This window comes from Microbacterium schleiferi (genome assembly GCF_020781975.1).
Lineage (GTDB): Bacteria > Actinomycetota > Actinomycetes > Actinomycetales > Microbacteriaceae > Microbacterium.
On sequence record NZ_JAJGNI010000015.1, the window covers coordinates 1 to 12,408 of the forward strand.

11 protein-coding genes are annotated in these 12,408 nt (G+C 65.5%); 3 read left to right on the forward strand and 8 right to left on the reverse strand.

Translation table 11 applies throughout. The features are described 5' to 3' along the window. Nucleotides 1-286 precede the first annotated feature (286 nt). From LL236_RS13995 to LL236_RS14005, 3 genes are read right to left on the reverse strand one after another with little or no spacing between them, the layout of a single operon-like run. Entirely contained in the window at nucleotides 287-706 is a 420-nt protein-coding gene (locus LL236_RS13995) for a DUF2269 family protein (RefSeq protein WP_228179444.1), read from the reverse strand. Nucleotides 707-736: 30 nt separating this feature from the next. Further along, nucleotides 737-1,432 (reverse strand): ABC transporter ATP-binding protein, encoded by a 696-nt coding sequence (locus LL236_RS14000; RefSeq protein WP_204962896.1) that lies wholly within the window; start codon nucleotides 1,430-1,432, stop codon nucleotides 737-739. Continuing rightward, a complete protein-coding gene (locus LL236_RS14005) occupies nucleotides 1,429-2,499 on the reverse strand; it encodes an ABC transporter permease (RefSeq protein ID WP_228179445.1) in 1,071 nt (356 codons plus the stop codon). The genes LL236_RS14000 and LL236_RS14005 overlap by 4 nt, the downstream gene beginning before the upstream one ends. 163 nt (nucleotides 2,500-2,662) lie before the next feature. On the opposite strand from LL236_RS14005, the gene LL236_RS14010 reads away from it, so the two are divergent. Both LL236_RS14010 and LL236_RS14015 read left to right on the forward strand, forming a co-directional pair. Next, a complete protein-coding gene (locus tag LL236_RS14010; RefSeq protein ID WP_204962894.1) occupies nucleotides 2,663-3,850 on the forward strand; it encodes a sensor histidine kinase in 1,188 nt (395 codons plus the stop codon). Next, nucleotides 3,847-4,473, forward strand: a complete 627-nt coding sequence (locus LL236_RS14015) for a response regulator (protein WP_228179446.1) — start codon at nucleotides 3,847-3,849, stop codon at nucleotides 4,471-4,473. Before LL236_RS14010 ends, LL236_RS14015 begins: the two co-directional genes overlap by 4 nt. 251 nt (nucleotides 4,474-4,724) lie before the next feature. Here the strand turns inward: LL236_RS14015 and LL236_RS14020 are convergent, their stop codons facing one another. Genes LL236_RS14020 through LL236_RS14030 form a run of 3 tightly spaced genes read right to left on the reverse strand, consistent with a single transcriptional unit; the run spans nucleotide 4,725 to nucleotide 9,928 of the window. Then, complete coding sequence (locus LL236_RS14020) at nucleotides 4,725-6,560, reverse strand: alpha/beta hydrolase family protein (protein ID WP_228179447.1); 1,836 nt, start codon at nucleotides 6,558-6,560, stop codon at nucleotides 4,725-4,727. Nucleotides 6,561-6,620: 60 nt separating this feature from the next. Continuing rightward, the gene (gene glpK, locus LL236_RS14025) at nucleotides 6,621-8,138 is read right to left on the reverse strand and encodes a glycerol kinase GlpK (RefSeq protein ID WP_228179448.1); all 1,518 of its coding nucleotides are present in this window, start codon (nucleotides 8,136-8,138) and stop codon (nucleotides 6,621-6,623) included. Nucleotides 8,139-8,188: 50 nt separating this feature from the next. Then, entirely contained in the window at nucleotides 8,189-9,928 is a 1,740-nt protein-coding gene (locus tag LL236_RS14030; protein WP_228179449.1) for a glycerol-3-phosphate dehydrogenase/oxidase, read from the reverse strand. Between the two features lie 115 nt (nucleotides 9,929-10,043). Here LL236_RS14030 and LL236_RS14035 point away from each other — a divergent pair, with 115 nt between their 5' ends. After that, nucleotides 10,044-10,994: a sugar-binding transcriptional regulator gene (locus LL236_RS14035; protein ID WP_228179450.1), complete on the forward strand. Its 951-nt coding sequence runs from the start codon at nucleotides 10,044-10,046 to the stop codon at nucleotides 10,992-10,994. Between the two features lie 362 nt (nucleotides 10,995-11,356). Here LL236_RS14035 and LL236_RS15155 read toward each other — a convergent pair whose 3' ends face one another. After that, entirely contained in the window at nucleotides 11,357-11,497 is a 141-nt protein-coding gene (locus LL236_RS15155) for a hypothetical protein (protein ID WP_374198038.1), read from the reverse strand. A gap of 612 nt (nucleotides 11,498-12,109) precedes the next feature. Continuing rightward, nucleotides 12,110-12,403 carry a hypothetical protein gene (locus LL236_RS14040; protein WP_228179451.1) on the reverse strand — a complete coding sequence of 98 codons (294 nt, stop codon included), beginning with the start codon at nucleotides 12,401-12,403 and terminating at the stop codon, nucleotides 12,110-12,112. Between the last annotated feature and the right edge of the window lie 5 nt (nucleotides 12,404-12,408).

Sequence of the window (12,408 nt, forward strand, 5' to 3'; positions counted from 1 at the left end):
GTCCGGTTCGGAGGGCGGCCAGCAGAAACCCACCCGGCGCAAGCCAGACAGGGCGCTGCTGGCCGACCCTACACGGAACATGCGACGAGCGCGAGGCCGGGGCGCTAGACCCCGCTGACGCTACGGTGCAATTCGATCAATCGACCGTTCTAGTCAGCCCGTGTCGGCCCCTATAACGGGTGCTCTCGCGGCGCTCGAACTGACCCGTTCATCATGCCCGGCCACCGGCCCTGTGGTAGGGGCCGGCACGAGTAATCCGTACCGGTGATTCGATGTCCATGCGGCGCTACGGCTTCCACACCATGAGGACGACTATTGCGACCAGGCTGATGGTTGCGATGCCCGAGCTCGCCGCAGCGCGGATGTAGCGCTGCTTCGGTTCACGCCGTTCCGGGTGCAGGTAGGTGGGGATGACGATCCCGAGTGTGAGGGCAACGGCGATCACATAAAGGATGAGGGAGCCCAGAACCCACGGGGTGGTGATGGAGAGGTCGTATTTCGGGTCTGCCATGCCCATCACACCGAATCCGGTGACAACCACCAGCACGGACAGGTAGGTGAGGAGGAGGACGCTTTTCGCTGAGGCCGTGGCGCGGGCGGCGTCTCCGGTGCGCAGCGCGCGCAGTCCGGTCATGGGGATGATGGCGATCGGGCCGATGATGAAGACCGCGGTGGCGACGTGCAGGATGCCGAACAGAAGGTCCAAGAAAATTCCTTTGCTGGGGGCGGCGGGTAGTTAGGCGGCGGCAGAGACGGTGTCGACGAGTGTGCCGTCGACGAGGTTGACGACGCCGTGCATCCGGGGAAGGTGGACGAGGTCGTGGGTGACGAGCAGCGTCGAGGTGTTCAGCTCGTCGGTGAGGCGCAGGATGAGTTCGATGATGCTGGCGCCGCGCTCCTGGTCGAGCGCACTGGTGGGTTCGTCGACGAGAAGCGCGCTGGGGTCGTTCATCAGGGCGCGGGCGATGTTCACTCGCTGACGTTGCCCTCCGGAGAGCTGGTGGGGTCGTTTGTCTCGGTGGTCGGCGAGTCCGACCGCGTCTAGAAGCGTCTCGGCTCGTTTGGCCGCCTGGCCACGGTTTCGGCGGGAGTGGCGTGCGCCGAGCTCGTTCATGACGGACAGCTGCTCGAGCGCGGTCAGGGACGGGATGAGGTTGGACTGCTGGAAGACGATGCCGATTTTGTCCCGGCGGGTCTCAGTCGCTTCGCCGGGAGTGAGGCGGGTGGCGTCGATGTCGTCGATGATGACCTGCCCGCTGTCGGGGCGGATGAGGGTCGCCGCCACGGCGAGGAGGCTGGATTTGCCGGAGCCGCTGGGGCCGGTGATGCCGGTGACGGTTCCTGGGTGAGCGGTGAGGCTGACCTGGTTGACGGCGGTGACGCGATTGTCGCCGTCGGGAAAGGTGAGGGTGATGTTGTCGAGGCGGATCATCGGTTGCTCCCGAGGGCGGTGAGGGGGTCGGCGGAGGTCACGGAGCGGAGCGCGAATGCGGCTCCAGCGAGGCCGAGCGTGATCATGATCACGCCGGGCAGCAGTGTCGTGAACGGGTTCAGGAGGAACGGCAGGGCTGTGCCGGCGAGGGTGCCGAAGAGGGTGACCAGACCCAACCCGATCCCTATCCCCAGAAGCAGCACGATCAGCGCCTGACCCAGCGCGTCCCGGACCAGCGAGGAGGTGCTGGCGCCGAGTGCTTTGAGCACGGCGATGTCGCCCTTGCGTTGCATGGTCCAGACGGTGAAGAACGCGCCGATGACCAGACCCGAGATGCCGAACAGCATGGTGACCATCAACAGGAGGGACCCGATCTCGGAGCGGAACGCGCTGAGCGCGGTCAACGACCCCAGGACGGTGTGGGAGACGGTCGAGGTCGCGGTGTCCACGGTCTCCCAGTCCGGGGAACCGGTGACAGCGAGAACCGTCGCGTAAGCATCGGGGTTGCCAGTGGCTGCCGAGTAGGCCTGCCAGTCGGACAGGGTCATCTCCACTACGGGGGTGTGGCTGTACCAGGCATCGCCAGCGATCGTTTCGACCGTGTACGTTGTCCCGGCGATTGTCAGGTCATCTCCGGTAGCGACGGCGAGGTCTTTGGCTGCGGGAGCGGAGAGGCTCACCCGACCGTCCTGGGAGGGGGCGGTGGCGTTGAATCCGGGTTGCACACCGAAGATGGCGATCGCGATGCGGGCGTCGCCGGCCTCTGCCCGGGTCTGGCTGATCCCGATCGGTTCTGCCGAGGTGACGCCGGCCGCTGTGTCCCAGTCGGTGGTCTGCTGTTCGGTGATGGTGGAGTCGGAGAAGCTTGCGTCCGCGCCGTCCGTGGTGGGCGCAGAGAAGACGACCCGATCGGCTGGGATCGACAGGACGGCGGAGATGTTCTGGGTGGCAAGGCCGCCGGTCAGGCCGCTGAGGAACCCGACGAGAACGGTGATGAGGGCAACGACCGAACCGATCAAGACGAATCGGCCGCGGGCGAAGCGTAGGTCGCGGAGCGCGACGAACATGAGATTCCTTTCCGGTCACCCGAGCTGGGGACACGTACCACTTTTCCTTTCTTGACCTGCGATCTCATCGCCCGCCCGCACAGACTTTGCCGACTGAAGGGTGGCTGGAGAAGTCATCCTTTCGGACGATGCCGTCGCCCTATCGATGCGTAGGATTCGGTCCATGCCCCACACAGCTCTCACCCCCGTATTCGTGGGTCTGCGCACCGGGCTGCATGTACTTTTCGCTGCTCTCGCCGTTCTGGTCATCGTCCGCGCGGTGATCTCACCCACGGAGAGCAGCGTCGCCGCGATCGTCCTCACGCTGGTGATGATCGCCACATACGGGGTCGGGGCGGTAAAGACCAGGACCACAGGTCAGAGTGCCCGCGCCCTGCGCCTGCTGTGGTTGGCGGCGCTCACGCTCGAGTGGGTGGTCCTTTTGTGGCTGACACCCGAGGCCGCGTACCTCGTGTTCCCCCTGTTCTTCCTCTACCTCCATCTCCTCGGCCCCTGGTGGGGCGCTGCCGCGATCGTCGTCGCTACCGTGACTGCCATCTGTGCGCTTGGCATCCACAACGGATGGAGTCTCGCGGGAGTCGTCGGGCCACTAATCGGCGCAGGAGTCGCCCTCCTGATCGGTCTCGGCTACCAGGCTCTGGCCCGCGAGGCGCAACAACGCGAGACCCTCATGGGCGAGCTGCTCGCCACCCGAGGACAGCTCGCCGCAACCGAACACGAATCCGGAGTCCTCGCCGAACGCGCCCGGCTGGCCCGCGAAATTCACGACACCGTCGCGCAGGGCCTCTCCAGCATCCAGATGCTCCTCTACGCCGCCGAAAGAGCCGACCCTGATCGCCCTGGCGCCGAACACATCCGCCTCGCCCGAGAGACGGCAGCCGGCAATCTTGCCGATGCACGCCGGTTCATCCGCGAACTCACCCCACCCGACCTTGACGACCGGGGACTCGGCGGGGCACTGCGGAGGCTCGCCGACTCCCAATGGGCAGCGCAAGGACTCCACGTCAACGTGCGTGTATCCGACACGGTCGATCTGCCCATGCAGGTCCAGACGGCGCTCCTGCGAATCGCGCAGGGAGCCATCGCCAACGCCATCCAGCACGCGCATGCCACCACCGCGACCATCACTCTCGCCGCCGATCACGAGCGACTTCAGTTCACCATCGCCGACGACGGTGAAGGCTTCGACCCCCACATCGCGACCATCGGGTCGCGCGGGCGCTCAGATTCGTTCGGGCTCCAAGCGATTCGCGAACGCGCCGAACAACTCGGTGGCAGCCTCACCATCGACACCCACCCCGGCGGAGGAACGCAACTGACCGTCGAGCTCACTTTGGAGAAGTTCGCATGATCCGGCTTCTGATCGCCGATGACCATCCCATCGTCCGCGCCGGACTGGTAGCACTCTTCGCCCTCGAGGGGGACATAGACGTCATCGCGGAAGCTGCCACACCCGACGAAGCGGTTTCCGCCGCAGAACACAGCAACCCTGACGTCGTACTGATGGATCTCCAGTTCGGCGCTCACGCCGCAATGACCGGAGCCGACGCGACACGGCGGATCCGTGCCCTCGACGCAGCCCCCTACGTGCTCGTACTCACCAATTACGACTCCGACGCCGACATCCTGGGAGCCGTCGAAGCCGGCGCCAGCGGCTACCTCCTCAAAGACGCCCCACCCCACGAACTCGCCGCAGCCGTCCGGGCCGCCGCCGCAGGGGAAAGCGCCCTCGCTCCCGTCATCGCCTCAAGGCTTCTGAGCCGCATGCGAGCCCCCGAAGCAAGCCTCAGTAGTCGCGAGATGCAGGTGCTTGAGCTCGTCGCGGCCGGCCACTCCAATACCGACATCGCAACCGAACTCTTCGTCAGCGAGACCACCGTCAAATCCCACCTCGCCCACATCTTCACGAAACTCGCCGTCACCTCACGAACCGCAGCCGTCTCCACAGCCAGACAACGCGGCATCCTGCGCTGAACCTGCGTCACACCGTCATCCCGCGTGGCACCAAATTCGCAGCACGGTCGGGCAGCTGGTCGGCGCACGGATAGCTCGACTGGGTCCGTCCGATAACGGTGGATCTGATCTGGCGGTCATCAGGTGATCCGGCTTTCGAATGCGATCGCGAAGTGGTTCAGTGCCGGCTTCGCCTGACCCCTTGACGCGACAGGGGAAGCGCCCCCGCCTCAAGGCGGAAGCGCTCCCTCTGTCCGACTCGGTGAGACTGGTCAGTACACGACGGTTAGCGTGTTGGAGACCGAAATGATCGTCACGACGGCGGCGTTGATGAAGCCCCCGATATACGGGTTGTTCGTCGCACGGTAAATTTTGCGCGAGATCACGGCCGAGACCGCCAGGATGAGGATGACCGGGAACAGCCAGATGCTGAAGATGCCGCCGAAGCCGGGGATGGTCTCACCGGTGATGAAGAACGTCGCATACTGGGCGATCACGAGTACGATCGGTGCGATCGCGTTTGCCAGGGCGAGCACCAGCGTATTGAGCCATTCCTTGCCGCGCAGCGTGAACCGGTTGAAGCCGTTGATTGCCACCGAGTTCGCGAGGAAGTACACGAGGAAGAACGGCACGTAGAGCAGGCCGATCCACAGCTTGTCCGCTCCGAACGCCTTGACGGCCACGACCCAGAACCGGAAGTCGGTCTTGAAGAAGTAGTCGAGCACGAAGACGATGCCGAATCCGGCCGCGACGACGACCGCTCCGAGGCCGATGCCGTGGAAGAACTTCCTCCAGCCGGGCAGAACCCCAGCGGCCCGCAGGTCGACGCTGTTCTTCTTGCCGAACGCGAAGTAGGAGACCGTCATGATGATCAGCCCCGCGACGCCGTTGATCGCCGCCCAAGTGGCGATGAAGAACACGGCGCCCTGGGTGAAGATCGTCGGCACGGCATTGAAAGCAATGCCCTGCATCACAGGCTGCTGGCTCAGCCAGACGTAGCTCCAGCCCGAGAACAGCGCCGAGACGACCAGGCCGCCCCAGAACCAGGCCAGGCCCTTGCGGCTCGTGGCCGCGAGCGGGGCGGGGTCGGTGACCCGGAGGCCGGCGAAGGCGCGGGTGCCGAGAAGCGCACGCGTGAAGGCAACCAGGAAGATGCCGAAGCCGATGAGACCGAACGCCGTCGCCGTCTCCTTGACCTGCCAGATCTGGGCGCTCGGCTCGATCGCGTTCGGCGCGGGGAAGACCCGCTCCCAGAACTCGACCTGGCTCCCGACCGTCGTCTTCGAGATCGTGCCCCACGGGTGCGTCTCCGCTGGGGTGTAGACGATGCGATCGGCGTCGCCCTCGGTGTAGAACTCACCGGCCGAGCGCGATTCTTCCTCAGCCGGGTCCACGCCGAAGTTCAGGAAGGACTGCGCGTTGGGGGTCGAGATGTACTCACGCGGCGGCGTCAGCGCGACACCCTCCGGGCTGTAGCTGCGGAAGAAGAACTCGTCATACTGGGCGGCGACCAGACCGACATCTCGCGTGCCGTAGATGTTCGTGTACGCGCCGTCGGCATCGGTGTAGACAGGGTCATTGTCGACGAGGAAGACCGCGTCGATGAGCTGCTCGTCCGCCTCATTGTCGAGGGCGACCGAGAAGTTCGCGGCCCGCGCGCCGTTCGAGTGTCCGGACACGCCGATCATCTCCGGGTCGACGTACGGCAGATCGGCGACGAGCTTCACAACGTCGTACATGCCGGTGCCGCCGAGCTCGACCTGGCTGTTCACGAGCGGCGACGAGTTGCCGTGCCCATACATGTCGATCGATACGACGATGTAACCGCGTCGCGCAAGCTCGACATAGTTGGCATCCTGCATCTCGCGGTTGTTCCACCACCCGTGCGACACGATGATGGCGGGGGCCTGAGAATCAGCGGTCGCGGCATCCGGCTTGAACAGCAGGGCGCTGATCATCTGGCCCGACGGCGTCTCCCATCTCATGTCCTTCACTGCTACGGTTCCGGCGTTCGTCTGCACCGCGGATGCGACGATCGCGGACATCAGCATTAGCACCAGTGACAGCGCGAGCCAGAATGGGTTCCTTTTCAGGAAGGTTGCTTTCATGAGATCCCTACTCCTTCGTGTGGGTATCGGTGGGGTTTCGGTCTGAGCGAGTGTCGGGGGTCAGGTGTCCACGTCACCGTCCACCCAACCCATGGTCTTGGTGACCGCTTTCTTCCAGTTGCGGAAGAGCTGCTCGCGCTCGAGCAGCGGCATCGAGGGGTTCCAGCGCTGGGCCTCGCCCCAGTTCTCGGTGACGGAGTCCTGACCGCCCCAAAATCCGACAGCAATGCCGGCGGCGTAGGCCGCACCGAGGGCGGTGGTCTCGAGGATCTCGGGGCGCAGCACATCTACACCGAGCTGATCCGCCTGGAACTGCATGAGCAGCTCGTTGGCCACCATCCCGCCGTCGACGCGAAGCTCGGCCAGCGCGATGCCCGAATCCGCGTTCATCGCCTCGACTACCTCGCGCGTCTGATAAGCGGTGGCCTCCAGGGCCGCACGGGCGATGTGCTGCGTCGTGACGTAGCGGGTGAGCCCGAGCAGAGCACCACGGGCATCCGGCCGCCAGTACGGGGCGAACAGTCCGGAGAACGCCGGCACGAAGTACGCGCCGCCGTTGTCTTCGACCTCACGGGCCAGCGGCTCGATCTCTGACGCGTCCGAGAACATGCCGAGGTTGTCCCGCAGCCATTGCACGAGGGAGCCTGTGACGGCGATCGATCCCTCGAGCGCGTAGACGGCCGGGGCGTCCCCGATCTTGTAGCAGACGGTAGTGAGCAGTCCGTTCTCAGAGTGCACGCGCGTGGGGCCCGTGTTCAGCAGCAGGAAGTTCCCTGTTCCGTAGGTGTTCTTGGCCATGCCCTCGCTGAAGCAGGCCTGACCGAACATCGCTGCCTGCTGGTCCCCCAGAACTCCGGCGATCGGGACTCCGGGGAGCATCCCGTGCTCGCGACCGACACCGTAAACCTCAGACGAGGACCGGATCTGCGGGAGCATCGACATCGGGATACCCATGTCCGCCACGATCTGCTCGTCCCAGGCCAGAGTGTCGAGGTTCATCAGCATCGTGCGGGAGGCGTTGGTGACGTCGGTGACATGGATGCCGCCCTCCACGCCGCCGGTGAGGTTCCAGAGGACCCAGGTGTCCACCGTGCCGAAGAGCAGGTCGCCGTCGTCGGCGGCCTGACGGGCGCCGACGACGTTGTCCAGGATCCACTTCACCTTGGGGCCAGCGAAGTAGGTCGCCAGCGGCAGGCCGACGCTCGCCGTGTACCGATCGACCCCGTGCTCGCGCGAGAGGTCCTCGACGATCCGCTGCGTCCTCGTGTCCTGCCAGACGATGGCCCGGCACACGGGGACTCCGGTGTGGCGGTTCCAGACGATGGTGGTCTCGCGCTGATTCGTGAGTCCGACCGCGGCAATGTCGCCGTGCGTCAGGTTCGCGCGGGTGAGCGCGAGTCCCACGGCCTCGCGCACGTTGTCCCAGATCTCGATGGCGTCGTGCTCGACCCATCCCGCCCGGGGGAAGTGCTGGAGATGCTCGAGCTGTCCACTGGCCACGATCGACGCCGAGTGGTCGAACACGATCGCGCGAGTGCTCGTCGTGCCCTGGTCGATCGACAATACGTATCGTGTCACGGGGTGCTCTCCATCGAAGCGTGTGAGGGGTGGGATGGGGGGATCGGCGATCAGGGACGCGGCGACATGGCGGCGACTCCGGGGGCGGCCGCCCTGGCGCGCGCGGCCGCAGCGTCATCGCTCGTGCGCGCCGCAGCGGCGACCGCGTCGGCCACGGCGGTATACGCCGCGACCTCCTCGTCGCGCCGCGCGTCTGACCAGCCCAATTCGCCGGCGACGATACGGGCGACCTCGGGAAGGGCCGCCAGCGCTTCGTCGGCGTACTCGTAGACCATGCGGGTGCGACGGTGCATCACATCCTCCAGGTGCAGCGCACCCTCATGGCTGACGGCGTACGCGATTTCCGCGCGCAGATAGGCGGGCGCATGCTCAAGCGGGCGGGACATGGTCTCGTCGCGGTCGCAGATCTCGGCGATGTCGCGGATGTCGGAGCCGTACCGGTGCAGCAGGTGATCGACCATCGCCGCGTCCCAGCCGAACTGGCGTGCGAGGGCGCCCGGGGCGCCGTCGGTCGAAGGGCGCCCGCCCACGAGCGGGAGGGTCTGTGTGATCGATGGTCGCGCGGCGGCCGCTTCGGCGCCTAAGGCGAAGTCGACGGCATCCCGCGCCATGATCCGGTACGTGGTGAACTTGCCGCCGGCGATGACGGTCAACCCCGGGACGGGCGAGGCGACCGCGTGCTCGCGCGACACCTTCTCTGATGCGGTGCCGTCCTTGGTGCCCGGCTGCAGCAGCGGGCGCAGCCCGGCCCACGTGCCGATGATGTCGTCGTGTGTGAGCGCCTTTTCCAGCACCGCATTCGCCTCGTCGAGCACGTAGTTGATGTCGCGGGCGTGTGCGGCGGGATTGACGAGGTCTTCAGTCCAGGGGGTGTCGGTCGTGCCGATGACCCAGTACCGCGACCACGGGATCACGAAGAGGACGCTCTTCTTCGTCTGCAGGATCAGACCCGCGTCGCCCTCGATCCGGTCGCGGGGGACGACGATGTGTATGCCCTTGGAGGCCAGCACCCGCAGCCCGCCGGTCTCGCCGGCGAGAGCCTGAGACTGCTCGGTCCAGACACCGGTTGAGCTGATGACATGGCGCGCCTTGACGGCGATCACGCGATCCGTCTCGAGGTCGCGCAGCAGCGCCCCGTCGACGACACCGGCGCCGTTCTTGGTCAGCTCCACCACCTGTATGCGCGTGGCCGCCTGTGCCCCGTACCCCGCCGCGGTGCGCACGAGTGTCGTGACGTATCTCGCGTCGTCCACCGTCGCGTCCCAGTACTCGATCGCCCCGACGGCCGCCCGCGCGCTGAGGTCCGGGAAGACCCGGTCGAGGTCGGCACGGCTGAGGTGGCGATGCCAGGGGAGGGCGCGCTTTCCCCGTCGGAGGGTCGCGAGCACGTCGTAGAGGGCGATGCCCGCGCCCACGAAGGCACGCTCCCATACCCGGTGGCGCAATGGGTAGAGGAACGGCACGGGGCGCACTAGGTGAGGGGCCACGGTGGTCAGGAGGAGGTCGCGCTCGGCTAATGCCTCGAACACCAGCTTGAAGTCGAGCATCTGCAGGTAGCGGAGACCCCCGTGCACGAGCTTGCTCGAGCGAGACGATGTTCCCGCGCCCCAGTCCTGCGCCTCGACTACCACGGTCTCGAGACCCCTACTCGCCGCATCGAGGGCGATGCCGGCACCGGTGATGCCGCCTCCGATCACCAGGACATCGAGCTCTCGCCCCGGTCGTGAGCTCTCGGATAGACGCGCGAGGGCGCGGTCGCGGGATTCCTTCGTGAGGCGAGTGTCGAGCATGGCGTTCCGTTCTTGAGGACCGGCGGAATCTCCCGCGGACAGCCTGAAGCGTATTAGCCTTGGGACGTATGGTGCCAAATCGCGCATGGATCCTGCACGAATGTGCAGAAGAGTTATGAGTAAGGACGAAATGATCCTGGCGGCGGCCTCGATGTACTACCTCCAGGACATCAAAATGGAGACGATCGCTCAGCGGTTGCACATGTCGAGATCGACCGTGTCACGACTTCTCAAAGAAGCCCGGTCGTCAGGGCTCGTCAGCGTGACGCTGCGCCCGACCCCCTCACATGCCCCGGAGGTTGCCCACCTCATCGCGGAGCAATTCGGCGTCGAGGCCTATGTGGTGCCCGTCAGCGACTCCGCATCGATGCAGAAGCGTCTGGATCAGGTGGCCACCGCCACAGCCAAGATGGTGACCGACTGGTTCGATTCAGACATGATCCTCGGGATCGCGTGGGGAAGAACTCTCGGCGCGGTGTCGCAGCATCTCACGAAGAAGCCGACGCGCGGAAGCGTCATCGTTCAGCTCAACGGGGGTGCGAACAACCGCACGTCGGGCGTCGACTATGTGGACAACCTGATCTCTCGATTCGGTGAGGCGTTCGATGCGCGGGTGCAGTCGTTTCCGGTGCCTGCCTTCTTCGACTATGCCAGCACGCGACACGCGATGTGGCGTGAGCGCTCCATCGCGCGGGTGCTCGAGGTGCAGCGGCAGGCGGACATCGCCCTGTTCTCGATCGGTGCCGTGACTGGCCAGGTGCCTAGCCATGTCTACTCGGCGGGGTACCTCGAACCAGACGACATTCGTGTGCTCGAGTCGGCCGGAGTGGTCGGCGACGTTTGCACGGTGTTCCTCCGAGCCGATGGGACGTACGAAGACCTTGCCTTGAACGAACGTGCAACCGGTCCCACGCCAGCGGAGCTCACGCGCATACCGCGTCGCGTGTGCGCCGTCGCCGGAGAGAACAAGGTCATCCCTCTACTGGCGGCTCTTCGCGCGGGAATAATCACGCAGCTCATCCTTGATGAGCAGACCGCCCGCGAACTGCGACGCCGTATCACCTAGATAATATGAGGTGCGGTCATCGTGAAGATGCCTTTCGAGTGGGTTGTAGGAGATTCCTCGAAGGGACTACACGGTGACCGCGCCCACGTCTACGACGAGCGGACGGGCCACCGCGAACTACACCACGATAAGGGGCACTACTGGCGAGTGGCGCGAAGCACTGAGCCTGGGCGTCAAGCACCAGCGACAGTCTCGAAGAGCGCCTCCCTCAGACGATCGGGTGGGACGGTTTGGCGCCGAGCAGGCTGCGAAGGCGCGCGGATACTCATCATCGAGCTCGTCAGCGCACCCCAGCGGTCCCAGATACCCGACAATAGTTCCCCTTCGCGATAGACGGTCGCTCGCAATCAGCGGAGCACTTCCTAGTCGACGGTACTGTCCGCATTGACCGCGACGTGGACGGTCCATACAGTGCTGGCATCATCGGTAGCCGCGCAGGTGAATGCGGTCCCTGCGGCCGCGCTGGGCGCGGCCGGGCAGTCGACTTGGAATGTCTCACCCATTTGCTCGCCTGCCCGCGCCGCGATCTTTGCTCGACGACATTCTCATCGAGCACAGAGGCGGACACCACCAGCACCGGCCGAACGATTAAGAAGATCACCATCAGCGACGACACAACCCGAGCAAAGATCAACTCTCGCTTCTTCGTGGGTCGACGCACGGCGTGACGAGAACTACGACCGCGAGAACAAGAACAAATGCTGCGAGCACCATGGCGATGTTGACGAATCCGAGCAACTTGGCGAGCCCGGGATGTCGACCGGAGAGGGACCAGACAACGACATGACCGATGCGGGGCCGACGCTCCCTGCGGTGGACACCATGTGGACACAACCCGCGCAGATTCAGACCGAGTCCGCTGATCAGAACCGAACGACACGAGAGTTGATCGCAGCCCGCACCCCTTGATTCTCCGCGGCAGGACGTCCCAACCCCCGCAATTCCGCGCTCCTCCGGCAGCGACCAAATCCGGCCGTCAGCAGTTTCGACTCCCGCCGTCGCGTCGAGGAGTCTCGGCTTTCCGGCGCGGGAAACGACGGTGAGCGTGTCGACGCTCGTCCTAACCGTGACACTCATCGTTTCAGTGGTTCGCTCCGTGACCGGCCAGGTCACCGTCACGGGGCTCGAAGCGCACTCCCCGAGTAGGGCGGCTGCCCGAGCATCATCGAGTCGGAGAGTTCGACGGTGTAAGGGCCACTGCTGCACTCGAACTCGACAGCGACCGAGCGGGCACCGGCCTCAAGGGGGAAGTCGACCCCGGGAAAGCCCGTCGGGCCGGTGCCGGAGACTCCGGCAGGCGAAGGTGATGCCGAACCGGTCGGCGTGGGCGCGCCCAAAGCCTGCCCCGCGCATCCGGTCAGCGCGATGGATGCCGCAGCGACCGCACCGATCAGCATTCCCCGACGCATCAGTC

What these genes read in the sequence shown, in the direction of transcription:
- LL236_RS14015 (WP_228179446.1), top strand. Translation starts at nt 3,847, where the DNA reads ATGATCCGGCTTCTGATCGCCGATGACCATCCCATCGTCCGCGCCGGA.
- LL236_RS14010 (WP_204962894.1), top strand. Translation starts at nt 2,663, where the DNA reads ATGCCCCACACAGCTCTCACCCCCGTATTCGTGGGTCTGCGCACCGGG.
- LL236_RS14040 (WP_228179451.1), bottom strand. Translation starts at nt 12,403, where the DNA reads ATGCGTCGGGGAATGCTGATCGGTGCGGTCGCTGCGGCATCCATCGCG.
- LL236_RS14000 (WP_204962896.1), bottom strand. Translation starts at nt 1,432, where the DNA reads ATGATCCGCCTCGACAACATCACCCTCACCTTTCCCGACGGCGACAAT.
- LL236_RS14030 (WP_228179449.1), bottom strand. Translation starts at nt 9,928, where the DNA reads ATGCTCGACACTCGCCTCACGAAGGAATCCCGCGACCGCGCCCTCGCG.
- LL236_RS14020 (WP_228179447.1), bottom strand. Translation starts at nt 6,560, where the DNA reads ATGAAAGCAACCTTCCTGAAAAGGAACCCATTCTGGCTCGCGCTGTCA.
- LL236_RS15155 (WP_374198038.1), bottom strand. Translation starts at nt 11,497, where the DNA reads ATGGGTGAGACATTCCAAGTCGACTGCCCGGCCGCGCCCAGCGCGGCC.
- LL236_RS14035 (WP_228179450.1), top strand. Translation starts at nt 10,044, where the DNA reads ATGAGTAAGGACGAAATGATCCTGGCGGCGGCCTCGATGTACTACCTC.
- LL236_RS14005 (WP_228179445.1), bottom strand. Translation starts at nt 2,499, where the DNA reads ATGTTCGTCGCGCTCCGCGACCTACGCTTCGCCCGCGGCCGATTCGTC.